20 protein-coding genes are annotated in these 17,682 nt (G+C 47.1%); 1 reads left to right on the top strand and 19 read right to left on the bottom strand.

Annotation, left to right across the window (positions count from 1 at the left end):
* Position 1: 1 nt before the first annotated feature.
* The 16 genes from ACO05P_RS04380 to ACO05P_RS04305 form a co-directional block, all read right to left on the bottom strand.
* Positions 2-892, bottom strand: coding sequence for a ribose-phosphate pyrophosphokinase (locus ACO05P_RS04380; RefSeq protein ID WP_421753629.1), 891 nt, complete (start codon positions 890-892; stop codon positions 2-4).
* Positions 893-895: 3 nt separating this feature from the next.
* Positions 896-2,401: a thymidine phosphorylase family protein gene (locus ACO05P_RS04375; RefSeq protein WP_421753628.1), complete on the bottom strand. Its 1,506-nt coding sequence runs from the start codon at positions 2,399-2,401 to the stop codon at positions 896-898.
* Positions 2,398-3,768, bottom strand: a complete 1,371-nt coding sequence (locus ACO05P_RS04370; protein WP_421753627.1) for an MBL fold metallo-hydrolase RNA specificity domain-containing protein — start codon at positions 3,766-3,768, stop codon at positions 2,398-2,400. The genes ACO05P_RS04375 and ACO05P_RS04370 overlap by 4 nt, the downstream gene beginning before the upstream one ends.
* A gap of 14 nt (positions 3,769-3,782) precedes the next feature.
* A complete protein-coding gene (locus tag ACO05P_RS04365; RefSeq protein ID WP_421753626.1) occupies positions 3,783-4,649 on the bottom strand; it encodes a restriction endonuclease in 867 nt (288 codons plus the stop codon).
* Positions 4,649-5,368, bottom strand: a complete 720-nt coding sequence (locus tag ACO05P_RS04360; protein ID WP_421753625.1) for a DUF3347 domain-containing protein — start codon at positions 5,366-5,368, stop codon at positions 4,649-4,651. Before ACO05P_RS04360 ends, ACO05P_RS04365 begins: the two co-directional genes overlap by 1 nt.
* An 18-nt stretch (positions 5,369-5,386) precedes the next feature.
* Positions 5,387-6,724 carry a dicarboxylate/amino acid:cation symporter gene (locus ACO05P_RS04355; RefSeq protein ID WP_421754877.1) on the bottom strand — a complete coding sequence of 446 codons (1,338 nt, stop codon included), beginning with the start codon at positions 6,722-6,724 and terminating at the stop codon, positions 5,387-5,389.
* Positions 6,725-6,726: 2 nt separating this feature from the next.
* Positions 6,727-7,749, bottom strand: coding sequence for a type II glyceraldehyde-3-phosphate dehydrogenase (locus tag ACO05P_RS04350; RefSeq protein WP_421753623.1), 1,023 nt, complete (start codon positions 7,747-7,749; stop codon positions 6,727-6,729).
* Complete coding sequence (locus tag ACO05P_RS04345; RefSeq protein WP_421753622.1) at positions 7,746-8,306, bottom strand: ion channel; 561 nt, start codon at positions 8,304-8,306, stop codon at positions 7,746-7,748. Before ACO05P_RS04345 ends, ACO05P_RS04350 begins: the two co-directional genes overlap by 4 nt.
* A 1-nt stretch (position 8,307) precedes the next feature.
* Positions 8,308-9,540 (bottom strand): MFS transporter, encoded by a 1,233-nt coding sequence (locus ACO05P_RS04340; protein ID WP_421753621.1) that lies wholly within the window; start codon positions 9,538-9,540, stop codon positions 8,308-8,310.
* Positions 9,537-10,835, bottom strand: coding sequence for a Na+/H+ antiporter NhaA (gene nhaA / locus ACO05P_RS04335; RefSeq protein WP_421753619.1), 1,299 nt, complete (start codon positions 10,833-10,835; stop codon positions 9,537-9,539). Before nhaA ends, ACO05P_RS04340 begins: the two co-directional genes overlap by 4 nt.
* A gap of 129 nt (positions 10,836-10,964) precedes the next feature.
* Complete coding sequence (locus tag ACO05P_RS04330) at positions 10,965-11,336, bottom strand: YHS domain-containing protein (RefSeq protein ID WP_421753617.1); 372 nt, start codon at positions 11,334-11,336, stop codon at positions 10,965-10,967.
* 12 nt (positions 11,337-11,348) lie between these two features.
* Positions 11,349-11,903, bottom strand: coding sequence for a hypothetical protein (locus ACO05P_RS04325; protein WP_421753615.1), 555 nt, complete (start codon positions 11,901-11,903; stop codon positions 11,349-11,351).
* A 32-nt stretch (positions 11,904-11,935) separates the two neighbouring features.
* Positions 11,936-12,778, bottom strand: a complete 843-nt coding sequence (locus ACO05P_RS04320) for a universal stress protein (protein WP_421753613.1) — start codon at positions 12,776-12,778, stop codon at positions 11,936-11,938.
* Complete coding sequence (locus ACO05P_RS04315) at positions 12,775-13,134, bottom strand: P-II family nitrogen regulator (RefSeq protein WP_421753611.1); 360 nt, start codon at positions 13,132-13,134, stop codon at positions 12,775-12,777. Before ACO05P_RS04315 ends, ACO05P_RS04320 begins: the two co-directional genes overlap by 4 nt.
* Before the next feature lie 11 nt (positions 13,135-13,145).
* A complete protein-coding gene (locus ACO05P_RS04310) occupies positions 13,146-13,700 on the bottom strand; it encodes a hypothetical protein (protein ID WP_421753609.1) in 555 nt (184 codons plus the stop codon).
* Positions 13,697-14,590 (bottom strand): site-2 protease family protein, encoded by an 894-nt coding sequence (locus ACO05P_RS04305; RefSeq protein ID WP_421753608.1) that lies wholly within the window; start codon positions 14,588-14,590, stop codon positions 13,697-13,699. The genes ACO05P_RS04310 and ACO05P_RS04305 overlap by 4 nt, the downstream gene beginning before the upstream one ends.
* An 18-nt stretch (positions 14,591-14,608) precedes the next feature.
* Here ACO05P_RS04305 and ACO05P_RS04300 point away from each other — a divergent pair, with 18 nt between their 5' ends.
* A complete protein-coding gene (locus tag ACO05P_RS04300) occupies positions 14,609-14,755 on the top strand; it encodes a hypothetical protein (RefSeq protein WP_421753607.1) in 147 nt (48 codons plus the stop codon).
* Between the two features lie 29 nt (positions 14,756-14,784).
* Here ACO05P_RS04300 and ACO05P_RS04295 read toward each other — a convergent pair whose 3' ends face one another.
* Genes ACO05P_RS04295 through ACO05P_RS04285 form a run of 3 tightly spaced genes read right to left on the bottom strand, consistent with a single transcriptional unit; the run spans position 14,785 to position 17,682 of the window.
* Positions 14,785-16,137 (bottom strand): NAD(P)/FAD-dependent oxidoreductase, encoded by a 1,353-nt coding sequence (locus ACO05P_RS04295; protein ID WP_421753605.1) that lies wholly within the window; start codon positions 16,135-16,137, stop codon positions 14,785-14,787.
* On the bottom strand, positions 16,124-16,855 hold the full coding sequence (locus ACO05P_RS04290; RefSeq protein ID WP_421753603.1) for a lycopene cyclase domain-containing protein: 732 nt from the start codon (positions 16,853-16,855) through the stop codon (positions 16,124-16,126). Before ACO05P_RS04290 ends, ACO05P_RS04295 begins: the two co-directional genes overlap by 14 nt.
* Positions 16,852-17,682 carry a helix-turn-helix domain-containing protein gene (locus ACO05P_RS04285; protein WP_421753602.1) on the bottom strand — a complete coding sequence of 277 codons (831 nt, stop codon included), beginning with the start codon at positions 17,680-17,682 and terminating at the stop codon, positions 16,852-16,854. The genes ACO05P_RS04290 and ACO05P_RS04285 overlap by 4 nt, the downstream gene beginning before the upstream one ends.

Raw genomic sequence — 17,682 nt, 5'->3', positions numbered from 1 at the left:
GCTACATAGTTGCTAATATTCTTGCCGCCAACTGGCTGCTCAAATCTATCCGGTTGCTTTCGTGCGGAATGGTGTTGCAGGTGACCACTTTGGCCCCAACCTTTTTCAACTCTTCATAAGCGTTACCTGCGAATACCGCGTGTACCCCAATGCAAACGGGCGGCTTCATCCCGGCCTTTTTTAGATGCTCTACGGTTTCAATCATCGTACGGGCAGTGCTGATGATATCGTCCACTAATACAGGAGTGTGGCTTTTATATGCTTCTACCTCGGGCACTGAAACTTCCACATCGCGATCTCCGTGGCGGGTTTTTTCCAGCACCATAAAGGGTGCCCCGGCATCTTCTGCTACTTGCGATACCCATTGTTCGCTTTCGCTGTCAGGACCCACTAGTACGGGGTTTTCAATATTTTCTTTAATCCACCTTGAAATTGAATGAGCTGCATGAACAACTTCCGAAGGGATACTGTACACCTCAGAAAGGGAACTTCTGCGGTGTAAGTGCGGATCGACAGTTACCAGGCTATCAGCAAATCCAGAAATCAGTTGCCCGAAGTACTGAGAAGTAACACCTTCGCCAGGCTTGAAGACCTTGTCCTGTCTCATGTAGGCGAGGTAGGGTGCTACCAAACAAGTACATTTTGCGCCTAAGCTCTTAGCTGTTTTGCTTAAAAAATAGAGGGGAAGGAGTTTTTCATCCGGCTGGTGCAGTGTACTTACCAACACCACGCACTTATCCTTTACTTCTGATAAGATACGTACGTAGGTTTCACCATCGGGAAATTGACGGATGGAGGTCTCGCCCACTTCAGCATTTAATAACCGGCTGAGTTTTTCGGTAAGATCCTCATTGCCGGGAAGTGAAAATAGTATGGTTGCTGTTTCTTTCATTGTTTACTGAATGGTTAAAATGTCTTTTTGGGAATTATTATATTCCAGAGCATAATTCAATTCACCCTTAGATTCTGCATGTATAACATACAGTGTTCCCCCTTTTACTACTGGTGTGCCTACCGGGGTTAAAAAGTCAACTCCCGATAATTTATCATTCGGGGCACCTGCTAACTTGGCTACTTTGGCCAGTTTCCTGTTATCTATCCTCATCACTGTGCCAGACTGTTCAGCTTTTATTTTATATTGATATTTTGCCAGCCTGGGCTTATCAAACCTACCTTGTGCCTCGCAGATGGCTTTAAATTTCTTGAATGCCTGACCAGTGTCAAGGATTTGTCTGGCTTTTTTATTTCCATTACCAGATCTCGCTATTCCGGATAGCTCAAGTAATTCACCTGCTAGCACGAGGGCGCGATTTCTTAAATCTTCAGGTGCTGAAGGGTCGTTGCGCAACACGGCAAGCACATCTCTGGCCTCCAGGGCAGGGCCAATACCCCGGCCCACTGGTTGGGAGCCATCGGTGACTACAATCCTCAATTTTAAACCAATGGCTTCGGCCACCATGGTCATCCTGCGGGAAAGCTCCTCAGCATCTTCAGACGTGCGAACTTTGGCGGTGGTACCCACAGGGATATCAATTACTACGTGCGTGCTTCCGGCTGCTACTTTCTTTGAAAGGACCGAAGCGATCATTTGGCCTTCACTATCAATATCGAGTGCTTTTTCCACACGAATCAAAATATCATCAGCCGGGCTGAGCTGCATGGAACCTCCCCAAGCCAGGCAGCCATTTTCTTGTTTTACTACTTCCGTCATTTGATCCAATGAGAGATTTACATTGGTAAAGACTTCCATAGTGTCAGCGGTTCCTGCCGGAGAGGTAATGGCCCTTGAGGATGTCTTTGGAATAGTGAGACCGGCAGCTGCGGTAATGGCTATTACAATTGGTGTGGTACGATTTCCTGGAAGGCCACCAATGCAGTGCTTGTCGTATACCTGAGTTGCTGGCCAATGTAACCTTTGCCCTGCATCTACCATGGACTGGGTCAAGTGAATGATTTCATCAATGTCCAGACGCTTACCCGCGCAAGCTGTTACAAAAGCTGCAATCTCAACATTGGAATAATTGCCAACCGCCAGGTCATCTACAATTTCGCGTATTTGTTCTTCTTTGAGGCGGTGGCCGTATACCTTAGACCGTACTGCACTCATGGAATTTATGGGCGGTAGGTGCGAAAATGTAAGCAAATCTCCAGGCTTCACCCTTAGGGCAGCTATCGCTTTTTCCGTAAGGCTTGCTTCTTCATGGCTTAGCAGGTTTTCATTGTCCAGTACATTTAGCGAAGCCACTATGCTGCGGGATCCATGGCTTACCAAAATCCGTGTGAGTGCTTCAAAACCTTCGGAAACACATACCGGGCAGTCCCTGCGCATATATACAGTATGCTCGTTGCGGGTATCGATTCCGAGTGGTCTTAGTTTTAATTCTCGGTTAAGCTCATTCATAATTCTAATGGTATAATGTCATAGAGCTTTGGCACCTCGGCATCCCAGCCATAAGTATCTTTTATCTTAACCCGCAGGGCATCTGCGGGATGAGGTTCTCCATGAGTGATGAAAATCTTTTGAGGGGTATTCTGGATCTCATTTAACCAATCCAAAAGCTCATTCTGATCTGCATGGGCGGACAGGCCATGAAGTGCATCAACCTTGGCTTTTACGCGATAATATTTGCCGTAAATTTTCAGTTCTTCCGTGCCTTCCATCAGGTGGCGCCCGTTGGTGCCTTCTGCCTGGTAACCGGCTAGTAAAATTGTAGTAGATTCCTTGTAGCTGTATTGCGCCAAATAGTTGAGAATACGACCTCCATTCACCATACCGCTGCCGGCAATCACTACTTTTGGTTGTGAATCGCGTAAAATGTCCAGCGTATCCTTGTAAGAGGAGGTTACCTTAATATTTTTACACATTGCTTCACAATCTGCAGGGTTGAGTTTATGCCATTTGCTACTGTGATGAAGGATTTTTAGCACATTGGCCCCCATGGGGCTGTCCAGGTAAACCGGTATATCAGGAATCAACTGATCTTTCTTTAACTGCCAGAGGAAGTACATCAGCAGCTGTGAACGCTCCACGGCAAAGCTTGGAATGAGCAGAATTCCATTGTGTTCTATAGTCTCAAGAATATGTGTTTTCAGGCGCTCCATGATGTCCTCATGAAGGTGTGTTCGATTGCCATAAGTGGATTCAATGAAGAGGATATCTGCTTTTTCAGGTTTTTGAGGTGGATATAGTAAAGGGTCCTCATTCCGGCCAATATCACCAGAAAAGACCAGCAGTTTCCCCTCAATTTCCAGTTCTATAAAGGTAGAACCGAGAATGTGACCGTTGTAGCGGTGGCGATAACGAATGTTTTCGCCCAAATTCATCCACTTGTCCAGAGGCTGGTGTCGGAAAAGCGGCAAAGTTTTTTCCACATCTTCCGTGTCATATAGAGGTTCTGCCGGCTTATGCCTGGAATAGCCTTCCTGATTGACTTGTTCTGCCCGTTCCTCCTGAATTTTGGCACTGTCGCGCAAAATCACTTCTGCAATTTCAAGCGTGGGCCCGGTGCCATACACCGGCTCCCGGTAGCCCATTTTCATTAATCTCGGTAAAAATCCTGTGTGATCCATATGGCCGTGGGTAAGGATTACAATATCAATAGTGCTGGCTTCTATTGGAAGGTAGTCCCAATTGAGCTGACGTAGGTTTTTTACTCCCTGAAAGAGTCCACAGTCAATGAGAATTTTCTTCTTGGAAGTTTCTACCAGATACTTTGAACCGGTAACGGTACCGGCTGCACCAAGAAAATGAACGTTTATTGTTTTCATTAACCTTTTATTTTTTAAGAATGATATTCACAAATTCCCCTGGCCTCCTCCATTACTTTGCGCTGGCGGCTATCTGATAAATTCAATACTTCAAGACCTTTCTTTTCTGTACACAGTTGTCGGCACAGAATAATTCCTGAATCCAGCAGTGCCTGTTTTTCTTTTCTTGATATAGTGGTAAGAGCCGTTACCGGGTGAGTATGAGTTTCATCAATCCAGTTCTTAAGGCTTTCATTTTGGGGATAATCCCAACTTATAAGGTGCAGACCAATGCATTTACCATATTGGATGGCATCCGAAGTGAAGCGCGTATTGGTAGCTACCCAGCCCTGGTGAAATTTGTTTTGATGCCCCTTCTTGTTACGCCAGACTTTTTCAACATCCTTAAACCGAGATTGGATATACAGCGGTATTTTTACATCGCAAAACCTGCCCCGATCGCTGTGAAATTTACATTCCACCATAAAGTGTTTATTGTCCTTTTCGGCAACAACATCCACTTCGTGCTGTACACAATTACCCTGGACCAGCTGATCAGTTTTGGCTTGAAATCCCTTTGCATGAAGTAATTCAGCTATAAAGGATTCAAAAGGAAATCCCGTAGGTCCAAATTCAAATAGGGCTTTTTTGAGATTGTAACGGGCGGCTATCGGTCGCGCCTTTTTCTTCAATAAAGAGAAAGCTTTTTTATAAATCTCTTTGGTGGAAATACCATTGTAAAGCATTTTTTCAACTTCCTGGACCACCTGCTCGATTACATCGGCTTTAGCACCTGATCGTTGAAGAGAGCTTATTAGCTTATCTTGCTCAAAAGGAGCGATTTCACCAGAATATTTCTTTACCTGAATCTCTGACCTGTTTTGATGTACTTTCTTATTCACTATAGTTCTTCTTTGATCTCTCCGCAATTCTTCATTTTAGTACCCATATAAGGATTTTTGATTTCCCTGGTTTCTGCAATCCAGTAAGCACCTTTGTTGTCAAAGGCCATGGGGCAGTAGGTGGCGTATAGCTCCATATCGTCCTTCAGGCCAAAACTCTTTACGGTACAGTAAACGATCTCAGAAATGTGAGAGAAGTACGAGCGCTTTTCTTCCAGGCTTGTTACGTGCTGCATCTCACCCAGCTTTTGGGTGTAAAGTGAGGCGTGTTGTTCCCAGGCATCTTTGCCTTCTCCCCTCAGGGTTGAACCATCCACGGCCTCCACCGCTGAGGCCATTTTCGCTGCAGCCTTATCCGCTGTGGCTGCATTGTCTTTTACCAGGGCATTTTTCATTTGGAGGTAGGCCTTTACTACGTCTTTTAACTCCTCATTAACGGCATCAGAAGCCGTGTAGGGGTTATTCAGAATAATAATGTCCTGGTGCGCAAAATTGTCGCGGATGGATTCGTGCTGGCGGTGCATATCTTGCTCCCGTTCCATTTCACCGTGGTACTCCTCCATCATGGAGTGGTCATTTGCCCCTTCGGCTTCTTGCATATCTTCATGGTGTTCATGGTCGTGATCGCCATGTTCATTTTGCGGGTTGCCATTGCAGGCACTAAGAAGGGCCAGCGTGGCAAAGGAGGCAATCGTTAAAATTGACTTCAGTGTGTTCATATTATTGCTTTTTTAAGGTTAGAGTTTTTTGATATAATTTCTGTGGTTTTTGCCATAAAACCGGTCGAAAACCATACAGGCGGTCAGGTCTCCGGTTACGTTTACTGCGGTACGGAACATCCCCAACAGCCTTTCCACACCAATAATGATGATGATGCCTTCGGCAGGAATGCCTGCACTACTGAGCACCGAAGCGAGAATGACCACACCACCTCCCGGAATAGCGGGTGTACCTATGGATGCGGCCACAATGGTGATCACAACCACCACAATATTTAAAAGGCTCATCTCCAAACCGTAGGCCTGGGCAATGAAGAGCGTGGTGACCGTTTGATAGAGTGCAGTGCCGTCCATGTTTACCGTAGCCCCGATGGGGATAATAAAGTTGCTGATGGATTTGTCCACCTTCAGGTCTTCCTCGGCTGTTTTTAGCGATAAGGGCATTACCGCTGCCGAACTGGTGGTGGAAAAAGCGAGCAACTGCACATCCCTGATTTTTCGCAGGAAATGAAAAGGATTGCTTTTTCCCAATACCGCTACGAAAAGCAGATAAACGGCCACAAGAATGGCAAGCCCGCCAAGCACTACCAATACATAGTAGCCCAACCCCGCCAGCGAACTCAGCCCCACGCTGGAGGTGAGCTGTGCCATAAGGCCGAACACGGCCAGGGGCACCAGCTTCATAGCCCATTTCACCACGGTCATACATATCTCCTGTATGGCACTGAGCAGTAGTTTTACCGGGCGCAGCAAGTTTTCGGGCAGGGCCAGTACCGCGACTCCTATAATGATGGTGAATATTACGATGCTCAGCATCTCGCCACTTACCATGGCGGCCAGCGGGTTTTCGGGCAACAGGTTGGATATGGTCCCAGGTATGCTGTTAAACCCAAAAGAAAGCTCAGCCCCACTTCCGGCAGTCCCGGCCAGTTGTTCTGCGTGTTCGGCAGCAGCTTGCTCGTGCAGGTAGTTTCCCGATTTAAAAAGTGTGGCCAGTACCGTGCCTATGGTCACCGAAATGGTGGTAGTACCCACAAAATATAGCAGAACACCGCCCCCCAATTTTTTCAGGTTTTCCTTGTCGTTGCTGGCAATGCCGGTGATGATGGAAGCCACTATCAGCGGTATCATAATCATCTGCACCAGCTTGAGGAAAAGTATGCCCGGCAAGGCCAGCCAGTTACCCAGCACATCTGCCGTTTCTTTGCCTACCCATCCATTTTGTGGACTCAACAACAGGCCAAATCCCACACCCAAAAACAGGGCAATGATAACCTTTAGCCAAAGCCGGTTTTCCACCAGCTTTTGCAAATAGGTGTTCAGTGATTTAAGGCTCCTTATTTCCGAATCAAAAATGCTCATTGGTTTATCCCTAAACTTTCATTGGTTTTTTGAATTGATTTAGCTGCACTTTCTTCTATTCCCGTAAGGGCCCGAATAGCGTCAATAGTCTCCGGGATCACAATAGCCTGATTGTCCACCAGGTAGGCGTAGTAGAGCTCATTGCCTTCCACTTTTAGCATATCCTGCCAAAGGGCCACTTCGTACATATCGCCCCAGGGGCGGCCCATATCAAGGTATTTTTCCTTTACCGTATTGTTGGAAACCAATCCATCAAAGTAGTTAATAAAGGTGATGCGCGTGGAAACTTTGAGTGCTTCCAGCACTTCTTCCCTGTCGGCTTTGCTGGTAAGCAGCACGTTCCAGTAGTGTAGGTGGCTCAATGTTTCGGGCACTTTTACGGCCATAGTCACCACATCCAGTTCGGGGTCTACACTTTTGGCATCCGGCCCCTGATGGCTGGGGATGTCCTTTTCGGGAACCATCGTATTCATAATTCCGCCCAGGTGACTTTCCCAGGGATCAGTGGCCCTACGAAGCAGGGTGCCCCTCGCGCTTTCCAAGAGCCCGGCCCATTTCAAAGCAGTGAGCGTCCTTAGAATAGATGTTGTATTACAGGATACTACGCGTGTACTTTCCCTGTTCAATGCGGAGGCATAGTTATTTTCTGCACTGAAGGAGTGACCTGTTGTTTCGTGTTTTTCACCGCCTTGCAGGATAAATTTTATCCCTCGTTCACGATATATTTTTACATTTTCTGCAGCAATCTTTTTCGGGGTGCAGTCCACCGCTACGTCAGCCTTCTCCAGCAATGTGTCTATATTCCCGGCTACCAGAATTCCCGCTTGCTCCATTCTTTGGGCGGCTTCTTTGGTAGCAGCATACACCGGGTACTCTTTATCCACAGCCGCTTTTATGCGCCAGTCGCTGATGATATCGGCCACTCCTGTGAGTTCCATATCGTCTTGTAAGGCCACGGCATCGGCCACTCTTTTGCCGATTACGCCATATCCGATGATTGCTACTTTTACTTTTTTCATGTGTTTTGATTTTTTGCGTTGATGCGTATGTTATTGATATTTGAAAGTCCGAAGATGACCATCACAAAACTTTGGCCTATTTCAATAGCTGATATGAGCCTGGCCGGAATAGAAATGGGAGCAATATCCCCATAACCCACTGAGGCAAAGGTTACCACACTGAAGTAGGTCAGATCAAAAAGGTGTCCAATGTATCCCAGATTTGCCGAGGCTGACAGGCCTTTAAATGCTGTGTCATCGGCTGAGTTAAGACAGGTGTAGTCAGCGGCAAATGAGAATATTATCAATACAATGAGAATCCCAAAAACCGAGAGCAACTGCCTGAATGAATGGCAAAGACGGATGGATTTATTGACCTGCCTGAAAGTGAAAAAGGTGAAATAAAGCGTTTTGAAAAAGGCCAGCAGTACCACCACATAAGGCACCCAATGAAGACCGTGGTCAACAAACCGCATGAGATACACGTAAGCCACCGCAACGGTTACCACAATCAAAAGTGCAGGGCTAACCTGTTTAAGAAATGACCAAAAAAAACGTTGTGGCTTGTAGATCCTCATATCAATTTCGTGATGATTTGTTTAGGTGATGAAAACCCATAAAAGAGGTGGCAACCAAAAGACTACCGGTGACATAAAAAGGGCTGCCGGGGCTAATGGCGTACAATGCCGTACCGGCCAAAGGCCCTGCCATCTGGCCGATACCGCTAAAGGACGATTGCATGCCCAGTGCCCAGCCGGATGATTTAGGCTCTTTAAGGGAAACCAGTGCCAGCAGGTTGGGGACAATCAGTGATGAACCCAAGCCAAAAATACCGATAGTAACCAGGATAACCCATTGGGATTGAACCAACACAAACACCGGTAGCGTGAGGCCTGCAATCAGAAAGCCGATGGCCATTTGTTTTTCCGGATGGGCAATGAAAAGCCGGCCCCATTTGGCGACCACGGGCTGCAAAACGGCCATTACCAACCCGCAGATAAGCAGCCCGGCCCCTATAAATGCCACCGAAAATTGACCGGAATCTTTAATGAAAAGCGGAAAAATGCTCTCAAAAGATGTGATGCCCAGTTGCAGTATTAATGAGAGTATAAGCAGCCGCCCAAACAAGCGCCATTTGCCTTGGGGAAACAAACCGTGTGTTTCAGGCGATTTGGCCTGTGGGCACTCAACCGGCTTAATATTCTTGAGAAAGGCCAGGGCAAAAACAAGGGTAAGTATACCCACAAGGGCAAGTACAATAAATGGAACGCTAAAGCGGTCAATCAGCAGGTGAAGGGACGTTTCCCAGCGCAAGTGCCAGTTACTGCCTACCAGCAGCCCGCTGATGCCCGGACCTGTCACCACGCCCGCACTCACAGCCGTGCCCGCCCAGGCCATGGCTTTAGTGCGGTTTGTTTCTTCAGTAATGTTTGAAATGAATGTATTGATTACCGGTACCAAAAAGGCGGAGAAAAGGCTGCCCACTATCCTTGCCACATACAGCATTAGGAGGCTGGTGCTAAGGGCAATCATTACCTGCATCACCGTGAAGCCTCCCAGCCCAATAATGATGGGCCATTTGGGGCCAATACGATCCGTAACCCTTCCCCATAAAGGGGCGGTAAAAACCAGGGTTACCGGATATATCGCGGTGAGGATACCAAAGTGAAAAGCAATGTTGTCAGGTGCAACCCCTACTATCCGCTCCAGGAAAAAGGGCAGTACCGGCAGCAGCACACCATATCCCATCATCACCACAAAGAGGCAGGCCAGGAGCATTAAGAGGTCAGTATTTGATGAATGTCTTTTCACAGGCTACTTTTTAGATTAAAGGCTTTAGAAGAACTGATCCACAACAGCAGCGAACCAAGGATGCCTGCTATGGCTGATGTAAGAAGAATACTGAGCTTGGCCACATAGCGCATTTCAGGGCACTGAAAGGCCAGGTCGGTAACAAAAAATGACATGGTGAAACCTATGCCGGCAATAACGGCCACCCCACATAGCTGTCCCCATGAAAAACCGCTGAGCGTTGCAGCCCCCGTTTTTACCAGCAGCCAGGAGGCACCTGTAATGCCAATAAATTTTCCGGCCAATAATCCCGTAATAATGCCCAGGCTGATATTATTGCCCAGTATTTCGAGGATATTGCCATGGATATGCACACCGGCATTGACCAGGGCAAAAACCGGCAGAACAAAAAATCCGATTACCGGAGACAGGGCGTGCTCTATCTTCTGTAGTGGGGTTTCGGCATCATTGGTTTTGCGCTTAATATCCTCGAGGATATGCAGTTGTTGTTCAGAAATAAAACTACCCTTTACAGGCTTTGCCTCAATAAATTCCCTGTGTAGCCGGTTTAGTTGATTTACATACTTACCCTCGTTTATCCTTACCCTGCCGGGAATGGCAAAGGCGATAAGGATACCGGCAATGGTGGGGTGCACCCCCGAAAAGAAGAAGGCAAGCCAAACACCCCCAATCCCAATCAGGGCATAAAACCAGGCACTGCGTATGCCCAGGTAATTTCCTCCGAGTAAAACAATGAAGAACGCAAGGGCAATCAACAGGTCCAGTTCAACAATATTGGAGGTGTAGAAAAAGGCGATTACAAGCACGGCACCGAGGTCATCCACTATGGCCAGGGCCACCAAAAACACCTTTAGGGACACAGGTACCCGTTTGCCAAAAAGGGTAAGCACCCCCAGGGCAAAGGCAATATCAGTAGCCATAGGTATGCCCCAGCCATCCTGCCCATCACCGCCCAGGTTAAACAGGGAGTAGAGCAGGGCAGGCAGTAACATGCCGCCTATGGCCGCACCAATAGGCAATACAGCAGCACGCGGATTGGAAAGCCTGCCGCCCAGCGCCTCCCGTTTTAGTTCCAGCCCAACAAAGAGAAAGAAGATCGCCATCAGGCCATCATTTACCCATAGCAGCAAAGGTTCTGACAATGAAAAGCTTCCTATATGGAGGGCCATTTCAGTATGGATGAGCCCGTGGTAAACCTTCTGCCAGGGACTGTTGGCCCATACCAAGGCAATAACCACCGCCAAAAATATGAACACGCCCGACCATACCTGGCGGTTTTCCTTCAGGCTTTCCATAAAAATGACCAATGCTTTTGGGCTGAACAAACTCATATTTTTTTACCTCATCATCAATTAAAAATCTGCTTTTAAACCAAGCATAAACGGCCAGGATCTTTCACATTTACCATCACCTTCATTTTTCATTTAATGATTAACACCTATTACCATAGCGGCTATCATTCCTCCAACCATTATTACCCCTAACACCGGCCCCCACCATCCCAATCCGTCCATTCCCATATGGCCACCATGGCGAGCTTGGTTTTGGGTAAAGCGGGCCGGGTTTTTGTCAAATACGGCCAGGCATTCTTCCGAACTGAAGTAATAGGTTCGTCCTTCATAGGTTGATTGCCATTGGGTATCTGCAGAAACCTGGGTACCACATACCGGGTCTATGTATTGGCTATTGGCGGTAGAATACATACGGCTTCCTGCACAGGAGGCCTGCATAAGCAATACGCCCAGCACCAGGGCCAGGCTGAGTATTTTTCGATGTATTTTCTTTAATTTTTTCATATCCAATGTTTTTTAGTGATGGTCTGAATGTTCATCATTCATAGGCTTTTTATCCTTTCCCTGTTCGTCCATCATGCCATCCATCCCGTTGGAATGCTGCATGTCCATACCTTTCATATTTTTCATGCAGCTCTGCATACAGGCTTCGCTCATCATGCCCTTTTCGTGCATTTTTTTCATCATGCCCTTCATCATGCCCTTGTGGCCTGTCATCATATTGGTCATGCGGTTTTGCATGGCAGAGTCCTGCTGCATCATCTGCATCATGTTTTGCATCATCTGCTGGCGCATTTCAGGGTTTTTCATCATCATGTCCTTCATCATACCATGGTTTTCCATCATCATCTTCATCATGTTCTCATCACCCTGCATCATCATCCGGCCATGGTCGCTTTCCATCATGGTTTGGTGCATTTCCATCATCAGTTCATGATCTTCGGCAATGGCCTCCATGATCTCATGGCGCTGTTCTTCATTTTTCAGCACGGCTTCGGTAGAAGGTTGCTGGTTGCAGGCCGTTAGCAAAATGGCCGCACTTGCTGTTAGCATTAAAATTGACTTTTTCATTTTCTTACTTTTTTTATGATTAAAATGATTAATTAATTACTTGATTTCAGATTCATACTCAATACCGCAGTGTCTGCATGGTTAACCAGGCTTTCGGCAATGCTTTTAGATATCAGGCTCAGAAAGCCCGTTTTGCTGTGCGTGGTAATGGCAATCAAATCAGCATTTTGCCGCTGGGCAAACTCCCGGATCCCCCTTTCTTCATTCAGGGCGTTGTAGATGTTGATGGAACAGGTGCCCCCGCGTGGGCAGTGTTTTAGGAAACGCTGCATTTTCGCTTCACTCTTATCGGTTTCCTCAAAGTTGTACATGGTATTTACATACAAAAGGTGGATGTTGGCCTCCATCAAGTCGGCAAAGTCCACTACCTGGTTGAACTGTTCCTGCACATCTTCCTCAAAACCGGAGGCAAATACGATATCCTTCAATGGGAACCGGGGCGGCTGTTCTTTGATGACCAGCACCGGGGCCACCGCATTGCGGATAATTTTTTGTGCATTGGAGCCAATAAAAGTCTCGCGGGCACCACTGGCACCATGTGAGCCCATCACCACAAAATCGTGGTGGTAATTGCTCACGTGCTTGATGATCTCCTCACGGCCGGCATCGTAGGTAAGAAAAGTCCGCACCTTTAGCCCCAGGTCTTCAGCCCGCTTTTCCCACTTATTCAGCTCATTTTTGGCATGGCCGATCTGCTTGAGGGTTTCGGGGTAGTTTTTCTCTTTTTCTTTATCCAGTTTTACCCAATCCACCGGGGTAAACTGTATATGCAGAAAGTGAATTTCCGCTTTGGCTTTTTCTGCAATTTTCAGGGCATACTCGCTGGCGCTATTTGCCAGGGGTGAAAAGTCCGTAGGAACTAAGATATTTTTCATGATTTCTCGTTTGTATGGTTTATTATTTCGTTTCCTGTCTTGAAATCGCGTACGCGATAGGCTTCCAGTACCGGGGTCACATATACCAGCCCATCGCCACGCTTGCCGGTCTTGCCATGCTGGTGGATGATCTCCACTATACGGTTTACGTTCTCATCACGGGCCACTATCTCCAGTTTTTCCACTTTGCTGTGCGAAAAAGGATGCTTAAGTGAGGGAAAATCAGTATCAGGGTCTGTATAATTACCCGTGCCCTCGGCAGAGGTTACCGTAAAGCAGCAGAAACCTTCTTTCTCAAGCCCTTTCACTACTTCGGTGAGCATAAAGGGGCGCAAAAATGCTTTGATCTCTTTCATAACCTTGTTTTTTATTCGTTTACTCTTTTTAAGATGGTTTGAATAATCTGTATAGTTACTTTCTCTTCTCCCGGCCAGTTGATGTCCAACAATTCCGGGGAGACTTCAAAGTCCAAATCCAGGATGCAGGCATACTCTCCGGCAAAAATGTGCTCCAGGTGGCCGGTTCCTGTTATCATGGTTTGGGTATCACTGTTGTTGACAATGTATCCTTCCACCTTGAAATCGAGCGGTGGATGACTCTGTGTGTTGATATAATCCAGGCCTAATTTGCCTTTAAAGAGTACTTCAGTATCGTGATTTGCCGGGCTTTCGGAAAAAGTGCTTCCATACCCGGGAGAAACTGATTTTTTATTAACCCTGATAATTAATTCGGCAGTTTCATAATTCAGGGAGATGATCAGGCGGTTACTCTGCATTATCAATGCCGTGTCGCCTACTTTTCCGGTTATAATCATGTTACCGCGCATGGTTCTATACTCCTGCATTGGCTGCTGGGCCAGCAATGCACCACAACCAAAAAGAAGAAAAAGGAATGGCATCATAGCCTTGATTATTAGTTTCATGATTGTTTTTTATTTAGTTGATCGTGAATGGTTAATACTTCTTCTATATGTTTTTGGGAAATGGCCCCGCTGATTTGTCCACCATGGGTTACTGCCACATATTTTTGGGGATTACCCATTAGTTTGCGTACTGCCGTGTTGAGGTCTGTATGGTCAGAAACAGTTTCTATCTCAGGCTTTATAATCTCTCCAATGGAAATCTGGCCACCCGCCTGAGCCTGTGCCTCCAGTAATTCCTTGAAGCTGATGACCCCGCTTACCTGGCCATCAGTCCCTACAAAAAACAGGCGTTCCTGGCTGGCAATAGCATCTTTTACAGCATCCGCTATTTTCATGTCAACGGATAAAACCGGAAGCCTGGACAGCATCACATCCCTTACAAGTAAGCCCTTTAATGAGGCTCTTTGTCTCTCGTAGGCCACCTCGCCACCGGCACCCAGGTATATGAACAGTCCGATGAACACGAGCCAGAAATTGGTGAAGAAGCCGAGGAATACAAAGATGATGGCCATGAACTGGCCTAAGCGGGCTGCAATGTTGGTGGCCTTAAATTTATCCATCCGGTAAGCCAGGAGTGCCCGCAATACCCGGCCTCCATCCATCGGGAAAGCGGGGATGAGGTTGAATGCCGCCAGGATCACATTGGCGGCCATCAGGCTAAACCAGAAGTTGCCCCCGCCCATGTGGTCCATTTCACTTAGGGGCATCAATCCCCCTGTAGATTTCAGCCACAGGTACAGCCCACCGGCAATGAGCACATTTACGGCCGGGCCGGCCAGGGCCACGGCCAGTTCCTGTCCTGGTTTCTCGGGCATTTTTTCGAGACTGGCTACTCCACCTATAGGATAAAGGGTAATGTCCCGTGTAGGGACCCCGTATTTTTTGGCCATCAGTGCGTGGCCGAATTCATGCAATACCACGCAGCCGAAAAGTGCCAATATGAAACCCACCCCGGCCAGCCCCTCGCTCCAGCCATGGCCCATTTGGAAGTGGAGCATAAAAATCCAGGCTATGATGATCCAGAAGCTCCAATGGATGAAGACCTTGATGCCTGAATAACTACCGATGTACAATGACCATTTTTTCATACTTCGGATTTTTTAGGTTTCTGTTCTGCGAATATTTCAGATTTGCGCTCTGCACTTAAATCATATTTTCTGATGATCAGCCTGTTGCTTTTTTCGTAATTGAAATAGCTCCAAAGCCAGTTAAGGCCTACAAACAGTTTATTTTTAAAGCCACTTATAGACATGAGGTGGACTATTGACCACAGTAGCCAGGCCACATAGCCTCCAAACCGGAACTTTGCAATATCTGCCACTGCCCGGTTTTTACCTATGGTGGCCAGTGATCCCTTGTCTTTGTATATAAAGGCCGTAAACTTTTTACCCTGGGCCAGTCGCAGGAGATTATCTCCTAATAAGCGCCCTTGCTGGATAGCAACCTGGGCCACCATTGGGTGTCCCCGCTGGTGTTTGGTGTCATCAACTGCTGCCACATCACCGGTGGCAAAGAGGTTTATGTATCCTTTTACCCGCAGGTATTTGTCCGTTTCTATGCGGTTGGCCCGTAGTATGGAAGCATCTTTCATCCCTTTTGGGAAACTTCCCATTACTCCGGCCGTCCATACCAGGGTGGCGGCCTCCATATTACGTCCGTCCTGGGTTTGTGCTTCCTTACCATTGTATTGCGTTAGGGCTGTATTCAGTTCTACTTCCACACCCAGCTTTCGGAGATATTTCAGCGCTTTGTCGGAAGCCTTGTCCGACATACCGTTTAAGAGCCGGTCACCCGCTTCAAGGAGGTAAATGTTCATATCCTCCACTACCAATTCGGGATAGTCTTTTGGCAGAATGTAGTTGCGGAATTCTGCCAGGGCACCAGCCGTTTCTACACCGGCCGGCCCACCGCCCACTATAATGAAGTTGGTCAGTATATCTTTTTCCCGGGCATCACAGGTGATGGTGGCTTTCTCCAGGTTTTGTAGCATCAGGTGCCTGATGTTCAGTGCTTCCCGTATGTTCTTCATGCCGGTACTATTTTCCTGTACCTGACTAAGGCCAAAGTAATTGGTTTGGCTTCCGGTGGCCAGCACGAGGTAGTCATAATCAAGGTAGCCTTTATCGGTAAAGACCCTTTGTTTTAGCGGCTCCACTTCCTGCACTTCAGCAAGCCGGAAAACGAAATTTTTGTAGCCGGAAAACATTTTACGGAAAGGGAACACGATACTGTCCGGTTCCAGGCCGCTGGTGGCCACCTGGTAAAGCAAGGGCTGAAACTGGTGGAAATTATGACGGTCTAATAGCACCACCTGGTAAGGGCCATTTTTCAATTTTTTAGACAGTTCGATCCCGGCAAAGCCACCACCGATAATTACCACGCGGGGCAGGCTGCTCTCAGACAGGCATATCTGTTGGCCGGTGTTACAAACTTCCATAGGGATGGATTTTTGGTTTGAGTTCTTTCACCAGTTTATGCCAGTACAGGTGTTCATACAGGCTGCTCCACAGCATGCCAAAGCTGAAGGCAAATAGCAGCTCTTCCAGTGGCACACCCAGCACGAGGATATGGGTCAGGGCATCCAGGTTCCAATAAAGCGTTACATAATCAGGGTAAAAGAGCAGAATGCTGCCAAAGTAGATGAAGTACAATAATGTGAATAGCAAACCACCCAGCCATATTTTAGCTTTGAGATCAGGCCGGCAGTAAAGGGTGGACACAGCCCCCGCAAACATGGCTATGATACCGCAGTAAATATGGTTCAGCGATGTGAGCAAGGCCAGCATTGCAAACACTACAGCAGGCACGAATAAAATATAACGGTGGAGACGATGGCGGGCCTGCTTTCTTTCCGATACAGGAATTTCTATAAGGCCACGCTTTTGAACAAGCCGGTAAAGCACTGCGCCAATGCCACCAATAGCAAAAGAAAAAATCAGGCTTTCGATATCGAAGCCGGTTTTTTCGGCCAGATTGAAAAGGGAAGGGGGAGACCAGTATTCCGGTACAAACAAGGGTTCGGTAAGGCCAAAGAGCATCGTAATAAGGCTCATTTTGAGCATAGGTTTCCTAAAACCTGGTTTGATCCAAAAGATCAAAAACCAAATAGCCAGGATAATGAGCGACCATATGATCCAAACATATTGCATGTTCATCCTACGTTTATTAATGTTCTCTTTGTTCCTTTCATTCTCAGATATTTCACGGTTTCCTTTACCGAAAGTGGCCGTGTGGCATTTCCAGCCCTCACATAAAAGTCGGTAGTTTTCGTATCCTTTAGGTACACCGGTTCTGATGATGGTTCTATTTGCACCACACATATTGCCTTGTCATGCAGGTGGTGGAATGCTGCCGTGCACAAATGGCAGAACTCTGTACCCAGACTGGTGGTCACCAGGTCAAAAAGCCTGCGTTCAAAACCGTCCTCATTTTTTTGCCGCAGGGTTATAAAGTCTTTTTCAAGGCCCATTACCTCACCATTATCGTTAACACCAATCAACAGGTGGCCCCCTTCGGCATTCATGAAGCCCGCCAGGGTTTTGGCAATTATCGCTTCCAATTCACGGTTGGTGGTTTTTTGCCGGTAATCATAGCGCATGGAGGATTTGAATTCCACAAAATGGTTTTCACCCCCATCTATTAGTTCCCTAACATTATCAGTAATTCGGGCTATGGGCTCGTTTTGCGCGAGTCTTTTATGGGCCAGGCTCAGCCAATAAAACCCAGAAAGGAGACCCACCAGCGCACCGGTCCCAATAAACACATAAGCCATGGGGAGCATGTGAAACGAAAAGGCATGTTTTAATTGGAAAAGGACCCGGTCACCTATCCCATCAGTTACGGCATCTTCCCCGTGGCCGGCATATATAGCCATGGCCAGGGGATGGATGATGAAATAAAATAAGAGCATACCCACACCCATATGCAGAGATAGGATGGGTAATTTCCGTTTTTTGAAAGATTGCCTTTTGGTGCCTGTCAT

The organism is Croceimicrobium sp., from assembly GCF_965228705.1.
Classification (GTDB): domain Bacteria; phylum Bacteroidota; class Bacteroidia; order Flavobacteriales; family Schleiferiaceae; genus Croceimicrobium.
The sequence above is the reverse complement of the archived record's forward strand: the minus strand, read 5'-3'. Positions and strand labels throughout refer to the sequence as shown.